The organism is Pedobacter sp. GW822-FHT03F06 (assembly GCF_058801365.1).
This window is the reverse complement of the sequence record NZ_JBXANE010000006.1, coordinates 1-18,934: the sequence shown is the minus strand read 5'-3', so window position 1 is coordinate 18,934 and position 18,934 is coordinate 1. Positions and strand designations below refer to the sequence as shown.

General features: G+C 37.9%; 17 protein-coding genes. All 17 read right to left on the bottom strand.

Annotation, left to right across the window (positions count from 1 at the left end):
• Window positions 1-38: 38 nt before the first annotated feature.
• Complete coding sequence (locus AC1RJ8_RS11655) at window positions 39-638, bottom strand: RNA polymerase sigma-70 factor (protein ID WP_492954207.1); 600 nt, start codon at window positions 636-638, stop codon at window positions 39-41.
• 224 nt (window positions 639-862) lie between these two features.
• Window positions 863-1,405: a DUF420 domain-containing protein gene (locus tag AC1RJ8_RS11650; RefSeq protein ID WP_492954208.1), complete on the bottom strand. Its 543-nt coding sequence runs from the start codon at window positions 1,403-1,405 to the stop codon at window positions 863-865.
• An 88-nt stretch (window positions 1,406-1,493) separates the two neighbouring features.
• A complete protein-coding gene (locus AC1RJ8_RS11645) occupies window positions 1,494-2,189 on the bottom strand; it encodes an SCO family protein (protein ID WP_492954209.1) in 696 nt (231 codons plus the stop codon).
• Window positions 2,189-2,542, bottom strand: coding sequence for a cytochrome C oxidase subunit IV family protein (locus tag AC1RJ8_RS11640; protein ID WP_215130619.1), 354 nt, complete (start codon window positions 2,540-2,542; stop codon window positions 2,189-2,191). The genes AC1RJ8_RS11645 and AC1RJ8_RS11640 overlap by 1 nt, the downstream gene beginning before the upstream one ends.
• Before the next feature lie 25 nt (window positions 2,543-2,567).
• On the bottom strand, window positions 2,568-3,281 hold the full coding sequence (locus AC1RJ8_RS11635) for a cytochrome c oxidase subunit 3 (RefSeq protein WP_492954210.1): 714 nt from the start codon (window positions 3,279-3,281) through the stop codon (window positions 2,568-2,570).
• Between the two features lie 31 nt (window positions 3,282-3,312).
• Window positions 3,313-3,879, bottom strand: a complete 567-nt coding sequence (locus AC1RJ8_RS11630) for a cytochrome c oxidase subunit 3 (protein ID WP_492954211.1) — start codon at window positions 3,877-3,879, stop codon at window positions 3,313-3,315.
• A 15-nt stretch (window positions 3,880-3,894) separates the two neighbouring features.
• Entirely contained in the window at window positions 3,895-4,803 is a 909-nt protein-coding gene (gene cyoE, locus AC1RJ8_RS11625) for a heme o synthase (protein WP_492954212.1), read from the bottom strand.
• A 12-nt stretch (window positions 4,804-4,815) separates the two neighbouring features.
• Window positions 4,816-5,874: a COX15/CtaA family protein gene (locus tag AC1RJ8_RS11620; protein ID WP_492954213.1), complete on the bottom strand. Its 1,059-nt coding sequence runs from the start codon at window positions 5,872-5,874 to the stop codon at window positions 4,816-4,818.
• An 82-nt stretch (window positions 5,875-5,956) separates the two neighbouring features.
• The gene (locus AC1RJ8_RS11615; protein WP_492954214.1) at window positions 5,957-7,837 is read right to left on the bottom strand and encodes a cytochrome c oxidase subunit I; all 1,881 of its coding nucleotides are present in this window, start codon (window positions 7,835-7,837) and stop codon (window positions 5,957-5,959) included.
• Window positions 7,838-7,860: 23 nt separating this feature from the next.
• Complete coding sequence (locus tag AC1RJ8_RS11610) at window positions 7,861-9,093, bottom strand: cytochrome c oxidase subunit II (RefSeq protein WP_492954215.1); 1,233 nt, start codon at window positions 9,091-9,093, stop codon at window positions 7,861-7,863.
• A 69-nt stretch (window positions 9,094-9,162) separates the two neighbouring features.
• Window positions 9,163-10,386, bottom strand: coding sequence for a quinol:cytochrome C oxidoreductase (locus tag AC1RJ8_RS11605; RefSeq protein ID WP_492954216.1), 1,224 nt, complete (start codon window positions 10,384-10,386; stop codon window positions 9,163-9,165).
• Window positions 10,387-10,401: 15 nt separating this feature from the next.
• The gene (locus tag AC1RJ8_RS11600) at window positions 10,402-11,007 is read right to left on the bottom strand and encodes a c-type cytochrome (RefSeq protein ID WP_057931704.1); all 606 of its coding nucleotides are present in this window, start codon (window positions 11,005-11,007) and stop codon (window positions 10,402-10,404) included.
• On the bottom strand, window positions 10,979-11,515 hold the full coding sequence (locus tag AC1RJ8_RS11595; RefSeq protein WP_029275887.1) for a DUF3341 domain-containing protein: 537 nt from the start codon (window positions 11,513-11,515) through the stop codon (window positions 10,979-10,981). The genes AC1RJ8_RS11600 and AC1RJ8_RS11595 overlap by 29 nt, the downstream gene beginning before the upstream one ends.
• A gap of 2 nt (window positions 11,516-11,517) precedes the next feature.
• A complete protein-coding gene (gene nrfD, locus AC1RJ8_RS11590) occupies window positions 11,518-12,990 on the bottom strand; it encodes an NrfD/PsrC family molybdoenzyme membrane anchor subunit (RefSeq protein WP_057931705.1) in 1,473 nt (490 codons plus the stop codon).
• A gap of 26 nt (window positions 12,991-13,016) precedes the next feature.
• On the bottom strand, window positions 13,017-16,049 hold the full coding sequence (locus AC1RJ8_RS11585) for a TAT-variant-translocated molybdopterin oxidoreductase (protein WP_492954217.1): 3,033 nt from the start codon (window positions 16,047-16,049) through the stop codon (window positions 13,017-13,019).
• 48 nt (window positions 16,050-16,097) lie between these two features.
• Window positions 16,098-17,396, bottom strand: coding sequence for a c-type cytochrome (locus tag AC1RJ8_RS11580; RefSeq protein WP_492954218.1), 1,299 nt, complete (start codon window positions 17,394-17,396; stop codon window positions 16,098-16,100).
• 255 nt (window positions 17,397-17,651) lie between these two features.
• On the bottom strand, window positions 17,652-18,632 hold the full coding sequence (locus AC1RJ8_RS11575) for a deoxyhypusine synthase family protein (RefSeq protein WP_086547898.1): 981 nt from the start codon (window positions 18,630-18,632) through the stop codon (window positions 17,652-17,654).
• Window positions 18,633-18,934 lie beyond the last annotated feature (302 nt).

Here is an 18,934-nt window from a genome sequence, read left to right as displayed (position 1 = left end):
TAAAAGAAAATTAGGACTATCGGGATATTAATTTTTTTCTATTTTATTTTCAAAAAGAAGCAAAACATTGGGAAAAAGAATACAATCCCATGTTGATCCAGGTGTATACGTATCGATTTAAGGGCAATTACCAGCGCATTTTTAACCGTATTAGGCGAGATATTGAGTATTTCTGCAATTTCAGGTATAGTTTTACCATCGCGTCGGCTCAATTGATATATATTTTTGCGTTGATCAGGTAATTTTTCAACAGCAATGGCAATAATTTTTGTCACCTCGTTTAAATTGATAGTTTCTACGGTATTGTTATGGCTATTTTGTTGCTTGGCCATAAATGCATCAACAACTCTATCTTCTTTTAATTTTTTACGCAGGTAACTTAAACATTCATTAGAAACATATTTATATAGATAGGCTTTCACATTATCAACTGCTGCTAATTTATCGCGATTTAGCCAAACCCTTAAAAAAGAATCTTGAATAATTTCTTCAGCGGCATCTTCAGATTTAGTGAACTTAGTGGCAAAAATGTGGAGTACAGGAAGATATTTGAAGAACAAAACAGAAAAAGCCTGTTCATCCCCCTCCACGATTTTTTCTATAAGCACATGTTCCTTATCTGCGTTGCTTAGCGTCATAAAATTAGTTCATCACAATTTGCTATGTCTTCCATTATTCTGAGACGTAATAATAAATAGATTATCATTAAAAGAGAAGAAAGATTTAAACTAAAACATTTTAGTATCATAATAAACTTCTTTACCAAATATACTGATTAAGAAATTTTAGCCGGTAAAAAATTAATTAAAAATAAAACCCCTACTTTTTAGGGTAGGGGTCAAAAAGTTAAGCCAGGACAACCTTAGTATTGATAATACGGTGATATCATCAGGTAAACAACTACACCCGTTATGGCTACATACAGCCATAGTGGAAAAGTAATCCTGGCAATTTTTTTATGACGATCGAAACGCTCGGCCAATGCCCTTACATAAGTAACCAATACTAACGGAATAATGGCTATCGACAATAGGATATGCGTTAACAAGATAAAGAAGTAGGCATATTTGATAGCCCCCTCACCACCAAATTTAGTAGATGGCGTAGTCATATGATAAGCGATGTACATGACCAAAAACAATAAAGAACAGCCGATAGCGGTTTTCATCAGGTTTTGGTGTAATTGTATTTTACCATTTTTTATAGCCCATACTGCAACAACCAGCAGTACAGCTGTTATGCCGTTAATGGTAGCATATATCGGCGGTAAAAAAGGCAAGGTAGGTGCATCAATGCCTAAATCTTTTAGTTTTACTACGAATAAAAAAGCTACAGCTACAGGTATAAGGATAGAAAGAATAATGATCCACTTGCTATACTTTTTCTCAATCGGCGAATTTTCCATGAGTTTTTTAAATCTCTTTTATATTATTATTTTGTATCAACTTAGGGCTTCAAACGGTCCCCCCCAAAAACCCTAAACACTTAGCCAGTTACCTGCCGTCTTTAAGGTTCCTTAAATACTCGGCAATAAGTACTTTTACCTCATCTTCCAACTTAGCATTAGCTCCAGCGTCATCGGCTTCATAAATACCACGTATGCGGTGTAGATTATCAATAAGCACTATTTTATTGCTAAAAATAAAATTGGTTTTCTCTTTCGTTTCATCTGCAACTACATCAAGTAATAAACCTTTTCTGATTAACGGATAAGTTTGAATGGTATCGCCTATCAGAAAATCCCATTTTCCAGCTTTTGCCTTAAACTGTTGGGCAAAATCTTTTATTCTACCTTTATCAAGCGGATCAACAGACAGACTTAAAAACTTAACCAAAGGTTTTTGCTCATACCCATCAGCTAGTTTCTTAATGTATTTATTTGTTTCCTGGTTGTTGGCACCGGTATAAAATAAATTTAGTACCACAATCTTGTCCTGTAACGATTTCCAGGTAACGGTATCGTTATGCTGGTTTACGAGTTTAAAATCAGGAACCTGATGATAAATGGTATCTGGGATTTTCTTTCCTTTTACACTGTGGAAAGTTGATGCAACTACTTTTTCACCAAAGATGGGCAAACTCTTATACCTATTCTTGGCGAAGTGCGGCAATAAGTAAAAAAACAAAAATCCCGGTATAGCTAAAATGCTTACCAGGATTATTACCTTTTTTATAGGACTTCTTTTCATTAATGGTTCATCATGTGGATGTTTAAAAACCCACCCTCTATCAGCATTAGAACAATAAAGTAAATAATGAAAATGAATGATACTGTTAATGCAAGTTGTAAACCTAGCTTTTCATATTTTAAGTGCATAAAATAAGCTACAATATAAAATGCTTTTAACAGGGTTAATGCGATATAAATGTAATTACCGATGTGCTGGGTCATATATCCTTTAGGGATTAATACCAGTGCTATGATAAATTCAATTACGGTGATTAATAAAAGGATACCGAAAACTTTCCAGATTTTACCTTTTGATAAACCTGCATGATCCCCGTGCCCGTGCTCTTCTGTTGTATGTGTATGCTCTGACATAAAAATATTTTTATAATATGATAAATTAAACCAAATAGAAGAATGTAAATACGAACACCCAAACTAAATCTACAAAGTGCCAGTATAAACCAACTTTCTCTACCATTAGATAATGTCCTTTTTTCTCAAAAGTTCCATTAATTGTCATGATTAAGATGATAATGTTAATGATTACTCCACTAAATACGTGGAAACCGTGGAAACCAGTAATGGTAAAAAATAAGTTTGCAAATTGCTGTGCTGCAACTAATGATACATCTTCTGGCTTAAGGAAGAAATGTTTTAATTCTTCAGCTGAAGGAATATGTCCCCACCAGAAACCATCGTGGTGTAAGTGAGTCCACTCTATTGCCTGACAGCCCAAGAACATGAAACCACCAATGATGGTTGCAATCATCCAGCCGATAACTTCTTTTTTAGAACGTCTGTGACCTGCCTCTACCGCTAAAACCATGGTTACCGAACTCATGATTAAGATAAAGGTCATGATACCTACGAAAACTAATGGAGCGCCATGTTCTGCAATACCCGGAATAGATTGAAAAACCTTATCTGGAGCTGGCCATGTTAATTTAGAAAAACGCTGAGCGCCGTAGTAGATCAATAAAGATGAAAAGGTAAAAGCATCTGACAAAAGGAAAAACCACATCATGATTTTACCATATTCTACCGACCACGGAGAACGACCACCATTCCATGGTCCGGTTTTAACTTGATCTAATTGTGATACTGCATTCATTTGGAAATAGTATAATAGTTTGTTAACAAATTTAACGGTTCAAAAGTAAAAAAACATACAGATATATCCATAATATATCTATAAAATGCCAAAAAATAGAAGCAATTTCCATTCTATACTGGACTTTGGCAACAGGAAGGCTTTTATAGCTTCCTGCTAAAGCATTAATAATAAGGCCAACACCACCAATAATGTGTAATAAGTGCATGCCAGATACCACATAGATAAATGATATTGCTGCGTTATTTCCTACCAGGGTTGCTCCGGTTCTAACCATACTTCCCCAGGCATTAAACTGCATTACACCAAAAGCGATGGCTAATATTACAGTAATCCACAGCATATTGCGCTGCAAGCTAAAGTTCAGTTTCCTTAAAGCCTTCGATGCAAGCATCAAGGTAATGCTACTTGCAATAATTACTAAGCTAGAGTAAATAAAAGCATCAGGTAAAACCAAGCCATGCCCCTTTCCCTTCGAGGCGGCAAATACCAGATAATAACTGGTAAAACCACCAAACATAATTGTTGATGATACGACAAATAACCAAACAATAAATTTCCTTGGTTTAGGGTCAAACGTATCCTGCATCTTTTCCATTGTTAGCACCATAAATTATTTTGCTATAAAATTTAATAATAAGCCCAACTGTACCGCCGGGATGTAAAAAAACGAACAGAACATTACTTTCTTGGCATCGGCCAATTCTCTGCTCATTAAAAGTTTAAAAGCCAGCCAGCTAAAAATAAGTCCGGCGATTAAAGATAAACCTGCAATGTAATACCCTCCAAAACCATATAGTGTTGGCAGTAAACTTACAGGAATTAAAACCAGCGTGCTTAAAAAGGTAAGCAGTGCCGATGTTTTATCTCTTTTCTTGGTTGGCAATAATCTAAAACCAGCTTTCTTATAGTCATCATCCAAAACCCAGGCAATTGCCCAAAAATGTGGAAACTGCCATACAAATTGAACTAAAAACAGAATGCCTGCAATGTAATAATCAATTTCGTGGAACATTTCTGCTTTTAAGCTGCCAAATGCTGCCAAATACCCAATAAGCGGTGGTAATGCACCTGGAATGGCACCTACAAAAACTGCTATTGGCGATTTTCTCTTCAATGGTGTATAGGCAAAAGCATATAACAAAATCGAAAATACAGAGAGTAAACCAGTTTCTAAATTTAGTTTACCGAGCAACCAGGTACCTAAAAATGCCATGAAAACACCTAAAATCAATCCTTGTCCGGTAGTCATTCTACCAGCTGGCATAGGGCGATCCTTAGTTCTAGACATTAACTTATCTAAGTCCTTTTCAATAATTTCGTTAAAACAGTTTGCAGCAGCGGTTACTAAAAAACCACCAGCAATCAATATTAGCCAGTTTCCCCAATCGATACTAGGGATATGGCCTCTACCCACCTGCATTTTCTGCCCGATCAAAAAAGAGATCGATGCCGAAAACACTACCGTAAACGATAGCCTGAATTTGATAAGTTTAGAAAAATCTGAAATATATTGTTTCAATTTTCTTAAATATTATTGTTTATATGTACTTGTTCGGTAAACCAATAAGTACAGGTAAAACTGTAAACTAAATAACAACGTAGAGAATAAAATATGTAATGCCTGCGCTGCCGGTGGGAAAGCTATATATGCTAATGCAAAACCACTTAATAACTGTATGAGGAGCGTTATTAATATAAACCTTGCGGTTAACAAGGGCGCAGCCTTACCACTAAAACGGTCTATAACCATTTTATATACTACTGCATTGGCAATTACTACGAGTATAGCTAAATCGCGGTGATAAGAGAATACTTCTCCTACTTTCGAAATCCATGTATTCTTGCTTCCGTAAGAAAGTGACTTTGCTATCACATCTACCGCTTCTCTAACGTCGGTTCCTAGAACAATCTGAACGATACTGATTACGAGGGTAAAAAACAAAAATCCTTTTAACCATGCTATTCGGTACATAATTACCGAAGGCACTTTATTCAATTGCTTCGCATAATTGTAGGTATAAATAGATATCGCTAAAATAACCAATGCCAACAACATGTGTACAGTTACTACCCATTGCGCCAGGTTGGTAGAAACCACTATCGAACCTAACCAACCCTGGTATCCCACAACAAAAAGATTCAGGATACTGAGCACAATAATTCGTTTAGCTGTTTTGCGGTAAGCAAATGAATACACAGCTGTTAAAAACAGGAATATACCCGCTGCGACCCCAGCCAATCTGTTCAGGTATTCGGTCCAGGTTTTAGTTGGATTAAACGCTTCAGGTATGGTAATACTCTTATCATGCCTAATGCTGTCAGCCAAGGCTACTTTGCCCATGCTTTCCAGATATTTGGCAAACTTTTCATTCTTCTTTAACCTACCTGCTACATATTTCTCTTTATAATTGGCAGGAAGTTGCGATACATCAGTTGGCGGAATGTAACGATCGAAACATTTAGGCCAATCCGGACAACCCATGCCCGATCCGGTACTGCGCACAATACCACCGGCAAGTATAACCAATAGCGTAACTATGATGGTTATCAGATTAATTCTAATGAAACGTTGTTCTGATCTGCTGACCATATATCTATTAAGATGAAAAGGGTATCCGGATAAGCAGAAACTTAATCAGATACCCCTTTTAAAATTTTATTTTAAGCTTAAACTAGCCCTTGTTTTCTGCAACAGGGTTAGCTAGTTCCCAATCTTGCTGTATTTTTTCTGCTTCAGCATTTCCTTCAAAATCGTGAGGCAGGTTAGAGCTCATGGTTTGAGAGAAAGGAACAGTTTGAGGAATAAAATCGGCATCGTGACCTGGTTTGCTATAATCATATGGCCATCTGTAAACGGTAGGAATTTCTCCCGGCCAGTTACCGTGTAGATGTTCTACCGGAGCAGTCCACTCTAATGTATTCGATTCCCAAGGGTTTTGAGGAGATACTTTTCCTTTAAAGATTGAATAAAAGAAGTTAAACAAGAACGCTACCTGAGCTAGTGCTGCCATAATAGCTGCCCATGTTACAAATACGTTAACCGTTAACCATTTCTTCATAAATTCAAATTCGGTAAATGCATAGTAACGACGAGGTACACCATCTAAACCTAAGAAGTGAAGCGGGAAGAATACCAGGTAAGCTGCAATGAAAGTTAACCAGAAGTGTAGATAACCTAATTTAGCGTTCATCATTCTACCGAACATTTTAGGGAACCAGTGATACACACCCGCAAGCATACCAAAGATTGCTGCAGATCCCATTACCAAGTGGAAGTGGGCAACAACAAAGTAGGTATCGTGTAAGTTAATATCTAATGAAGCATTTCCTAAGAATATACCGGTTAAACCACCAGAGATAAAAAATGAAACTAAACCGATAGCAAATAACATTGCTGGAGTGAAACGGATGTTACCACGCCATAATGTAGCTAAATAGTTAAAGGTTTTTACTGCCGATGGTACCGCGATGATTAACGTTGTAATCATAAACACACCACCCAACAATGGATTCATACCGGTAACAAACATATGGTGACCCCATACGATGAATGATAATACGGTAATTCCAATTAACGAGTAAACCATTGCATGGTAACCAAAGATTGGTTTACGTGAGTTTACTGAGATTACTTCTGATGAAATACCTAAGGCTGGCATAATTACGATATATACCTCAGGGTGACCTAAGAACCAGAATAAGTGTTGCCACAAAATTGGCGAACCACCTTCATTTGGTAAAATATCGGTACCCATAACGATATCTGATAAGTAGAAACTTGTACCGAAACTACGGTCGAACACCATTAACACTACCCCAGCTACAAGAACAGGGAAAGATAAGATACCTAAAATAGCGGTCAAAAAGAAAGCCCAGATGGTTAATGGCATTTTCCAAAGGTCCATACCTTTAGTACGCATGTTTAAGATTGTACTTACGTAGTTAATACCACCCATTAGCGATGATGCCACGAAAAGTACCATACTTACCAACCATAAGGTCATACCTAAACCAGAACCTGGCATTGCTTTCGCTACAACCGATAATGGCGGATAAACCGTCCAACCACCAGATGCAGGTCCTGTTTGGATAAAGAATGAAGACATCATGATCACACAGGCCATAAAGAAGAACCAGTATGAAAGCATGTTCAAGAATGGCGAGGCCATATCTCTTGCTCCAATTTGAAGTGGAATAAGTAAGTTACTAAATGTACCACTTAAACCTGCTGTTAGTACAAAGAATACCATGATGGTACCGTGGATGGTTACCAAAGCCAGGTAAAAATCGGGTTTAATACGACCACCTTCAGCCCATTTACCTAAAAATGTTTCTAAGAAAGGAAAATTCTGATCTGGCCAGGCCAATTGAATACGGAATAAAATTGATAAGCCCATTGCTATTACCGCCATAATAATACCGGTAATCAAAAATTGCTTAGCAATCATTTTATGATCCATACTAAAGATGTACTTTGAAATCAAAGTCTCTTTATGATGCCCATGATCAGCGTGATCGTGATTGTGTTCGTCGTGTAATGCTATTGTTGACATAATTCGTTCGCTCCTGCTTAATATTATTTATTTAAAGCCATTTGGTTAGTTTTCACAGCTGCTGAATCTTTAGCTGCTGAATCTGCTACTGATTTTACAGGTGCAGGTGCCACTGGCAAATTAAATTGTTTTCTTAAATCGTCGTTTAAGTATGTTTTTTGTTCAGCTATCCAAGTTTTGTACTCAGCCTCAGAAACAACACGTACAACTTTTTGCATGTTGTAGTGACCTGATCCACAAATCTTAGCACATAAGAAAAGGTACTTAAAGTTAGGATCGTTAGTTTCTTGCTGCATTTCTGCAGTAGTTTTTGTAGGCGTAAACTCAAATATAGTTCTCATACCTGGTACGGTATTTAACTGTACCCTGAAGTGTGGCATGTAAAAACTGTGAATTACATCTTTACTGGTTAAGATCAATTTAACTGGTTTACCAACAGGAAGAACCATTTCATCAGCCATCTCATCATCGCGGGAGTTGATATCTTTGAAATCGATACCCAATGTATTGGTAGCAGTAGTTAACTTGTAGTTTTTGTTACCTACTATTCCATCAGCTCCAGGGTAACGGATAGACCATTTAAACTGCTCAGAAGTAACTTCTATCTGTAATGGTTTGTGGTTTGGATCTTCAACTTTGAAGAAAATAGATCTCCAGGTTAAAAAACCCATTAATACCAAAACAGTTAATACTAAAGCCGGAACAATTGTCCAGATTTTTTCGATGGTATTATTGTGTGGATAGTAGTAAGCTTTTCTTTTAGCCGAGTATTTATAGATATAAGAAAATCCGAATAATAAGATGTGGGTAACTACAAATACAATCGTGGTAATGATTAATGTTAAATTAAACATTTCATCAATTTTCTTTCCATGCTCTGATGCCGCATCAGGAAGCAACATTGCCCCATGTACTGTATATTCCCAATATACACCATATAACCCGATCACTAAAAACAGCGCAAATAAACTTGCGTGTACCCTGTTCCAGTTAATACCAACAGGTTTACCTTGTGCTTCGCGGCTTAATTCATATACTTTTATGGCTTTACCAATAATTGCAATGAATAAGCATACGGCAAGGAAAACCAGAATATAAAATATTACCGATTTATAAACCTCGCCCATATCAACTTTCGGTGCCGCGGCAGCACCTGCTGCTGCATCTTGCGCAAATACGCTAGTGTTTGCAAAAACAGTAATCAATACTGCTAAAGCTGCGGTCGTTTTATTCGTTATAAACTTTCTTAAACTCATTTTCTTAAAAGTAGTACGCTGTACTGCTAATTATAATAATAATTAAATATTTGCTTTATCCTATCACCACTACAGTTGATGATGCAAACTTTCTTGTAATAATGGGTGATTCTTTGCAATTAAAGGTTTCTTGCTTAACGATGTTAAAACCGTAAAGGTAAACAATCCTACGAAACCTACTGCAGTACCAATTTCAATGATACCGAAACCATTATGTCCTTCTTCTACCGCTCCTGGCATAATCATTTGGTAGTAATCTACCCAGTGACCTAAAAGCACCACAATAGAAACGAACAACAATTTCGCATCTGTTCTTTTGTTATCTCTGTCCATTAATAATAATACTGGCGCTAAGAAGTTCATGGCCAGGTTTAAGAAAAACCAGAACTTGTAATACTCAAAGCGTTTGTAGAAATATACAGTCTCTTCAGGCATGTTTGCATAGTAGATCAATAAGAATTGAGCAAACCATACATAAGTCCAGAAGATAGAGAAACCGAAGATAAACTGACCTAAATTGTGTAAGTGGCTATTGTTAACCCATTGCATATAACCAGCTCTTCTTAATAAGATAAGAATAATGGCGATAGTAGCTAAACTGCTTACCCACATAGCGGCGAAGTTATACCAGCCGAACATGGTTGAGAACCAGTGTGCCTCTAATGACATTACCGTATCGAAAGCAAAAATCGGCGTTGTAAAACCGTAAATTACCAAGAAGATACAAGCATTTTTAAAGCTTTTTCTGTAAGAATTTAAACCACCTGCTAAATCTTCATTGTAAGAAAACTTAACAAACATGATCGAAAATATACTATAGATACCTAAGAACACCACCTGGCGGCCTAAGAAAAAAGGTACATTTAAGAATACCGACTTACCAGCAATGATAGAATCATAATTAGCACTGTTTGGATCTGTTAATCCATCTGCATGCCAGTGATGGTATAAGTTGTGTGTGTACAAACCTGCCGAAATTACGACAACAAGTATTACAGCTGCAATAGGCAATGTTTTTGCCATAGCTTGTGGTACACGTAAAATTGATGCAGACCAACCTGCCTGAGCTACATATTGAACAGCCAGGAAAAATGTACCCGACATACAAACGCATGCAAAGTAATATGCCATAAGCAACAGGTTAGCAAAAGTACGCTCGTGCATTACTTTATCGCCGGCTAAGAAACCGAACAATACAGCCGCAATACCGATAACGATACCAACAATGCTTAAGGTTTTTACTTTACCTGTAAACTCAAACTGTTCACTAAAATTAATATTGTGAGTTCCCATTTATATTCTGCTTTACTATTGTCCTTTTTGTAATTGTTGAACATACATCACCACTTTCCAACGATCTGTTGGTGAGATTTGCGAAGCATGCGAGCCCATGTTATTTACACCGTATGTAATGGTGTGGTAAATTTTACCTGCAGTAAGATCAACCATGTTACCACCTCTAGACGATGCGCCTGTTTGATAAGCAGGTACACCACTAAATTTCTCAATTTTAACTAAGTGTCCTTGTCCATCGCCTTTTTCTCCGTGGCAAGGGCTACAGAAAACGGTAAATAAGTGTTTACCCTGAGCTAAATTAACAGTATCTACTGGTAAAGGGTTAACCATGCTCACACCTGCTGCTTCATATCCTTCTTTTGTATTAGGATACTCATCATATTCAGTAAAACCTACTGGTTTAGTGTGTGCAGGTGGCAACTGAGCTGTTTTACCATCTTTAAAATTTTTGTTTGGTTGATCTGGATTGTAAGCAATCGGATCATACATGTTTCTGGCATATTCTAAGCCAGTACTGCGTTTATCTTTACAAGCAGAAAAGGTAGCTGCAAAAGCGATAGCTAAAAACGCCGTGTAAACAAATTTATTCTTATTCATAGCTAATGTACTTCCTTTCATTATACTTTATTTCTAAAGCACCTGCATCTTTTAATAATCCATCAATTACAGTATGTTCTACATTGTCTTTTGCATCAACTGCAATAACAAAACGATCATCAGTAGCACGTAAATCCATCACTCTTGGTGCTCTTCCCGGAAATAAGTGAGTAGATGCATAATAAGTTAACACCATACCGAAAGCACAGAATAATACTGTAAGCTCGAACATTATCGGAATAAAATCCGGTAATGCGAATGATGGTTTACCACCTATGTTTACTCTCCAGTCGATTACTGCGCAGAAATAAATCAAAGCGAATGCACAGCAAGTACCGGTAATACCAAAGCAAAATGCTGCGATATCGATTCTAGATCTTTTAATTCCTAATTTGGCTTCTATTCCGTGTATAGGCATCGGTGTATATACATCATGAATGCTGATGTTATTTTCCTGAAGCTTTTCGATGCCGTGCATCATTTCGTCAGGATCGCCAAAGCTGCCTAAAATATATTTGATATCACTCATTGTTATATTTTTGCGTAATCTTCTTGTTTAACACTATCAAATTTTTCTAAAGACTCTACGTATTCTGCAACGTATTCTTTATTCTCATGCCCTTCTTTAATCTGTTTCATTTTGGCTTGCTCACTTGCAGTTTTTAATAATAATTTAACCTCTGCTATAGCGATTGATGGCAATACTCTTAAGAATAATAAGAATAAAGTAAAGAACAAACCAATTGATCCTACGAATACACTAATATCAACCCAGGTTGGATAGAACATTGCCCAACTTGATGGAATATAATCGCGGTGTAATGAAGTAACGATAATTACGAAACGCTCGAACCACATACCCACGTTTACTACGATTGATAAAATCCAGGTAGCTTTAATGCTTAAACGGATCTTTTTGAACCATAACAACTGTGGAGAGATTACGTTACAGGTCATCATCATCCAGTACGACCACCAGTAAGGACCGGTAGACCTGTTGATAAATGCATACTGCTCATACTCAGAACCTGAATACCAGGCAATGAAGAACTCAGTTAAATAAGCCACACCAACGATTGATCCGGTTAAGATGATGATTTTATTCATCGACTCGATATGGAACATGGTGATGTAGTTTTCTAAGCCCAATACTTTACGTGCAACCAATAATAAGGTTAATACCATCGCAAATCCTGAGAAGATCGCCCCTGCTACGAAGTATGGAGGGAAGATGGTCGTGTGCCATCCTGGAATTACCGATGTTGCAAAGTCCATTGATACAATGGTGTGTACCGAAAGTACAAGTGGTGTAGAGATACCTGCTAAGATTAACGACACCGCTTCGAAACGCTGCCATGTTTTAACACTTCCACTCCATCCAAAAGAGAAGATAGAATAGATTTTTCTACGTGTACCCACTGCACGGTCGCGGATGGTAGCGATATCTGGCAATAAACCTGTGTACCAGAATAATAATGATACAGAGAAGTAAGTCGAGATCGCAAACATATCCCACACCAATGGTGAGTTAAAGTTTACCCAAAGTGATCCGAATTGATTTGGTAAAGGTAAAACCCAATAAGCTAACCATGGACGGCCCATGTGCGATACAACATAAGTTGCGGCACAGATTACGGCGAAAATGGTCATCGCCTCTGCCGAACGGTTGATGGAGTTACGCCAGTTCTGACGGAAGAGTAATAGTACTGCCGAAATTAGTGTTCCAGCGTGACCGATACCTACCCACCATACGAAACCGGTGATATCCCAAGCCCAACCAACTGTTTTATTTAAACCCCATGCACCGATACCGTTCCAGAAAGTGTAGCTTACTGCTACTACCCAAAGTAAAGCACCTAATGAGGCAACGATGAAACCAATCCACCAAGCCTTATTCGGCTTGTTCTCTACCGGGCTTAAAATATCATCCGTAATTTTTGCATACGTGATGTTATCTCCGGTAATTAATGGTTCTCTAAGTATTGATTCGTTATGTCCTGACATAATTTGTATTTTCTTTATACTAAAGCTTACGCTTGTACTGTTGTATCTGTATTTCTAATTTTTGTCATGTATCCGATACCCGGTTTCACATTGATTTCTTCTAATACGTAGTAGATACGCTCAGAACGTAATGCTTTTGAAACCTCTGAATTTGGATCGTTTGCATCACCAAATACAATCGCATTTGCTGAACAAGCTTCCTGACAAGCCATTTTAATATCGCCATCTTTTAATGGACGTTTCTCCAGTTTAGCTTGTAATTTGCCACCTTGTATACGTTGAATACACATAGAGCATTTTTCCATTACCCCTCTCGAACGTGTAGTTACATCAGGGTTTAAAACTAATTGGGTAAACTCGTTATTTAAATAGTTATCGAAACGTGAATCGTTCCAGTAGTTAAACCAGTTGAAACGACGTACTTTATACGGACAGTTATTTGCACAGTAACGTGTACCTACGCAACGGTTATAGGCCATGTGATTTAAACCATCACTTGAGTGTACAGTTGCCAATACCGGACAAACGGTTTCGCAAGGTGCGTGATCACAGTGTTGGCACAACATTGGTTGGTGAACCACAGAAACATGATCTAAGTCTTCTAACTTAGCAATTTCTTTCTCTCTGGTTACATCACCATCCTTAGTTTCGTAGCTGTAATAACGGTCGATACGGATCCAGTGCATTTCACGACGACGGCGAACCTCATCACGGCCTACAACAGGAATATTGTTTTCAACGTTACAAGCAACAATACAAGAACCACAACCTGTACAAGCATTCAAATCGATTGCCATAACCCAGTTGTTACCTGGTTTTTCGTATTGATCCCAAAGATCGTAATCTTTATGCTCGCCTTTTTCGTTACCAGCTCCAGGATTTTTTAAGTACTCTTTAAAAGTAGCTTCTTTAATCACTGCACGGCCTTCGAAAGAGTGGTGAGTTTGTGTTTGAGCTAACTCATAGTAACCGCCCGTTGGGGTAATGGTTACCGAAGTAGCATATTGGAAAGTTCCATTTACAAAAGAAACAAAAGGGAAAGCATTTTTACCTACATCGTTACCCGCTTTACCAGTTTTGGTACGGCCATAACCTAATGCGATAGATGCAGTTCCTTGTGCTTGTCCTGGCTGGATCAATACCGGAAGATCTACTGAATATCCGTTGCTCGCTTTAACAGTTACAACATCAAATTCTTTAACTTTTAATTTCTCAGCAAATTTTGGTGCAAGAGCAACATAGTTATCCCAGGTTACTTTAGATACCGGATCAGGTAACTCTTGTAAGAATGCGTTGTTTGCATTTTTACCATCGCGCATCGGGATGCTTTCGTAAACCTGTAACTCTACTTCCTTAGCTAAAGCTTTGCTGCTATTCGCAATCGAAGTAGCAACCTGCGCTAAAGATTGAGTGAATGAATATGCCCCAGCAGTTTTTGCTGTTGCAGTAACCACTCCTTTTTCTAAAACTTCTTCCCATTTCAAACCAACAGCTGGTAACATTTTAGCTTCCCAGTTGCTGCGCACAAACTGATAGTAATCTTTAACCGGAGCATCAGACCAGGTTAATAAACTCTCTTCAGCCTGGCGGCTATTGAAAACAGGGTTGATTGTTGGCTGAACGATAGAATAATATCCTTCGTAAGCGTTTGCATCACCCCATGATTCTAAGTAGTTATGGTTAATTGCAATGGCATCACAAGCGGTTGCAGTTTCATCAGCACGATCAGAGAATGAAATTTTAGCAGGAACCTTAGCTAATGCATCAGTAAACGCTTTTGCATTTGCAGCATCGTAAACTGGGTTGCTGTTTAAGAATAAAACAGCACCAACTTCGCCGCGGTTCATTTCAGCAACTAAGCCATTAAATTCGGCATCGTTACCTGCATATAAATAACAAGGGTTATCCAAATCGATCGTAGTACCGTAACTTCCGATAGCGGCGTTAATGGCATTTACTAAAATCTGAGTAGAAACATCGTTCGAACCACAAACTACAAGGCCTTTACCTTTAGCTTGTACCAATTCTTTAGCTACCAATTTAATTACTTTATCGGCAGTGGTGTTGTTACCTAATGTTCCGCCAGGTAAAGCACTACCTGTAATTGCATTGTATAAAGCAATTAAAGCAGGTCCTTCTTCCGATAATTTAACCGGAACACGGGTATCTGCATTGGTACCTGTTAAGCTCATTCCACTTTCGAACTGAATGTGGCGGCTCATTTTTTTATTTTCTAACGATTTGTAGTTACGGTTAGCGGTATATTGAGCAGTAAACTCTTCTCCGCTAATCCAGGTACCTAAGAAATCGGCACTGAAACTTACAATTAAATCGGCTTTATCAAAGTTGTATTTAGGTAAAACGGCTTTACCGAAACTGTTTTGGTTAGCCTGGATAATACCGGTATAAGAAACCGCATCGTACTGAACCAATTTAGCAGCAGGATATTTTGCAATAAACTGCGCAATAACAGCATTAGTAGACGGGCTGTTTACGGTTGATGATACAATACGGATTTTCTTTCCGCCCGCCTGTGCTTTTGCCAATTCGCCTTTTACAAAGCTGTCGATTTTTGCCCAGGTAGTTTCTTCAGCTTTTCCGTCTTTTACTAAAGCTGGTGCTTTTAGTTTAGATACATCATATAAATCTAAAACCGAAGCCTGCGCTCTCGCATCTGTACCGCAGTTAAATTGACCCGCATTTGGATTTGGTTCAATTTTAATCGGGCGTCCCTCTCTTGTTTTAACTAAAATACTCTGGCCATTAAAGCTCGAAGTATAATAGTTAGGAATACCCGGAGTAACCTCTTCAGGTTTTACCAGGTAAGGAATAGATTTATGAACAGGGGCAGTTTGACAGGCTGCCAAAGTTACTGCACCTAAACCAAAACCTAACGCCTTTAAAAAGTCGCGGCGTGGGGTAACGGTACTTAACCCTGCTTCATTTAAAACATCTTCTATTGGAAGTGGCTCGGCGAATTCGTTTTTGTTATTCTTAACAAAATCGGGTGTATTGTTATACTCCTCTAAGCCTTTCCAGTATTTTTTGTTGCTTTCCATTTAAGCTATATTACTGTTTATTCGAACGTTCTTACTAAACTCTATCTATTAATAGTGGCATTTACCACACTCTAAACCACCCAATAACGCTGGTGTAATTTTCTCGCCTTTTTTAATCTTCTCATGCGCTTCGATAACCTTAGCGTAGAAAGCATTATTTTTCTGACCAGAAATATCTGTTTCCTTATGGCAGTTAATACACCATTTCATGGTTAATGGAGAATATTGGTAAATTTCTTCCATTGTATTAACCGGACCGTGACAGGCGAAACATACAGGTTCTGTTGGTTGTAATCCTTTTGCTTTACGGATTGCATCTTCTGCAACAACTACGTGTTGAGAGTGATTGAAGTAAGCAAAATCAGGAAGGTTGTGTACACGCACCCATTCCATTGGTTTAGCTTTACCCTCATCATATTTCTGTGTTTCAGGATCATAACCTAAAGCATTATAGATTTTTTTGATCTCAGGAGAAATCTCACCATCATATTTATCTCTTGCCTGAACAGCTTTATGGCAGTTCATACAAACGTTTAATGATGGAATAGTTGCATTTTTAGATTTAAATGCGCCGTTGTGGCAATACTGACAATCGATCTGATTGATACCAGCGTGCAACTCGTGAGAGAATTTAATTGGCTGAACTGGTTGGTAACCGGTATGAACACCAGTGTTCCACATGCCCATCCAACCGAATGAACCTAAACAGATGATTAAACACAAGATAAAAAACATTACAAATTTCTTGTTTTTAAACATCTTGCGCACACCAACCTTTAATGGCACATCTTCTTCAATCTCGATACCTTGTTTTTGTAAAATCAGGCGCTCTAACAATTTAGAAGCACGGCCCAAGATTACTAAAATAACAATCGCCAATACAACGATAGCCACAATACCTGCAATTGATAAACCTGAAGTACCGCTTTCTGCAGCACCAGCCTTAGGTGCATTTGGATCAACAGCTGCTTTTGGCTCACCTTCTTTAATGTATTGTAAGATGTCTTTAACTTTTGTTTCATCCAATTCAGGAAAAGAAGTCATTGCTACTTTTCCATTCTCATTGAATAATTTAACAGCCTCTGGATTTCCAGATGCAACCAATCCTTGAGAATTAGGAATCCACTTTAGAAGGAATTCTTCTGAATGGCGATCGCTTACACCGGTTAAGGCTGGACCAACCAATTTAGCATCTAACGCGTGGCACGAAGAACATTTTGCTTTGAAAAGCGTTCTTCCTTCTTTAGCATCCTGCGCATTTACGGTAGAAACCGCTATTACGGAAATTGCTGAAAATACGAATAACGACTTCCAAACGCTTTTTAAAATCATCGAGATATCTCTCATAATGAACACTTTATACTTATTTAATTTACTTTTTGTTGTGAAATTGATGCTGAACTAGGGGTAGCCCCACCAAAACTTGAACAAAAGTATAACTTATTAATAAATCCCATGACATAATAGTGACTGGAAATACAATTTATAATCATTCTAAACAAATGTCGTTTCAAGCCATTCAGGCAATAAAAATGCCCATTTTTGATATGTTATCTCCAATGGGCATACTAGAAACCAATTTGGTTTATTTATTTTTAATGATTATTGTTTTAATATCCAGGCAAACATTAACGGTGCAACAATTGTTGCGTCACTTTCTACAATAAATTTTGGCGTGTGGATATCTAATTTACCCCAGGTAATCTTTTCGTTCGGCACAGCACCAGAATATGAGCCATAAGAAGTGGTCGAATCTGAAATCTGGCAGAAATAACTCCAGAAAGGGATATTCTCCATTTCCATATCCTGATAAAGCATTGGTACCACACAAATAGGAAAATCGCCGGCTATACCACCACCAATCTGAAAGAAACCAATTCCTTTGCCACCGCTGTTTGCAATATACCAGTCGGCCAACCAACCCATATATTCAATACCACTTTTCATTGTAGTTGCTTTCAATTCGCCTTTCATCACATATGAGGCGAAAATGTTACCCATTGTAGAATCTTCCCATCCTGGTACAACAATCGGCAAATTCTTTTCTGCCGCAGCAAGCATCCACGAGTTTTTAGGATCTATTTCATAATATTGCTCCAAATCGCCGCTTAAAAGCATCTTGTACATAAATTCATGCGGAAAATATCTTTCGCCGGCAGTATCTGCATCTTTCCATATTTTATGGATATGTTTCTGCAAACGGCGGAAAGCCTCTTCTTCAGGGATACAGGTATCGGTAACACGGTTATAATGATTCTCTAAAAGGTCCCACTCATCCTGCGGACTTAAATCGCGGTAATTTGGTACACGTTTATAATGTGAGTGTGCTACCAGGTTCATAATATCTTCTTCAAGGTTTGCACCGGTACAAGAAATAATAGCCACTTTATCCTGGCGGATCATCTCGGCAAGTGAAATTCCCAATTCTGCAGTACTCATTGCACCAGCAAGTGTGATCATCATTTTACCACCTTCATCTAAATGCGTTTCGTATCCTTTAGCCGCATCCATCATTGCCGCAGCATTAAAATGGAGGTAATTACGCTCCATAAACTGAGATATTGGTCCTCTTGTATTGCTCATTTCGTTTTGTATTGTTTGCCGCAAAAATAGGTATTTAGGCCGAAAGGTTAAAACGTAAAAGCGTTTAGCGTTTGGAGCATGGTGCTGGTTTAGTCCAGAGTCCTTAGTCTGCAGTCTAAAGCCGATTAAATTATATAAGCAATTCCTCTCGATTGTCATCCTGAGCGGAGTCGAAGGATCTCTTATTTGAAAAGCAATGGCAGCAATTCTTTTAACGTCAGTCCGGCTCATATCTTTATCTTTATAATAAAATAATCAAAAGAGGGAGATAAACTTGTAGTCCCGCAAGGCACGGAAATTAA

Coding starts and splice junctions, on each gene's coding strand:
- AC1RJ8_RS11640 (WP_215130619.1), bottom strand. CDS start 2,542: ATGTCAGAGCATACACATACAACAGAAGAGCACGGGCACGGGGATCAT.
- AC1RJ8_RS11650 (WP_492954208.1), bottom strand. CDS start 1,405: ATGGAAAATTCGCCGATTGAGAAAAAGTATAGCAAGTGGATCATTATT.
- AC1RJ8_RS11575 (WP_086547898.1), bottom strand. CDS start 18,632: ATGAGCAATACAAGAGGACCAATATCTCAGTTTATGGAGCGTAATTAC.
- AC1RJ8_RS11615 (WP_492954214.1), bottom strand. CDS start 7,837: ATGTCAACAATAGCATTACACGACGAACACAATCACGATCACGCTGAT.
- AC1RJ8_RS11585 (WP_492954217.1), bottom strand. CDS start 16,049: ATGGAAAGCAACAAAAAATACTGGAAAGGCTTAGAGGAGTATAACAAT.
- nrfD (WP_057931705.1), bottom strand. CDS start 12,990: ATGTCAGGACATAACGAATCAATACTTAGAGAACCATTAATTACCGGA.
- AC1RJ8_RS11655 (WP_492954207.1), bottom strand. CDS start 638: ATGACGCTAAGCAACGCAGATAAGGAACATGTGCTTATAGAAAAAATC.
- AC1RJ8_RS11610 (WP_492954215.1), bottom strand. CDS start 9,093: ATGAGTTTAAGAAAGTTTATAACGAATAAAACGACCGCAGCTTTAGCA.
- AC1RJ8_RS11595 (WP_029275887.1), bottom strand. CDS start 11,515: ATGAGTGATATCAAATATATTTTAGGCAGCTTTGGCGATCCTGACGAA.
- AC1RJ8_RS11630 (WP_492954211.1), bottom strand. CDS start 3,879: ATGGAAAAGATGCAGGATACGTTTGACCCTAAACCAAGGAAATTTATT.
- AC1RJ8_RS11580 (WP_492954218.1), bottom strand. CDS start 17,396: ATGAGAGATATCTCGATGATTTTAAAAAGCGTTTGGAAGTCGTTATTC.
- AC1RJ8_RS11635 (WP_492954210.1), bottom strand. CDS start 3,281: ATGAATGCAGTATCACAATTAGATCAAGTTAAAACCGGACCATGGAAT.
- AC1RJ8_RS11620 (WP_492954213.1), bottom strand. CDS start 5,874: ATGGTCAGCAGATCAGAACAACGTTTCATTAGAATTAATCTGATAACC.
- AC1RJ8_RS11605 (WP_492954216.1), bottom strand. CDS start 10,386: ATGGGAACTCACAATATTAATTTTAGTGAACAGTTTGAGTTTACAGGT.
- AC1RJ8_RS11645 (WP_492954209.1), bottom strand. CDS start 2,189: ATGAAAAGAAGTCCTATAAAAAAGGTAATAATCCTGGTAAGCATTTTA.
- AC1RJ8_RS11600 (WP_057931704.1), bottom strand. CDS start 11,007: ATGAAAGGAAGTACATTAGCTATGAATAAGAATAAATTTGTTTACACG.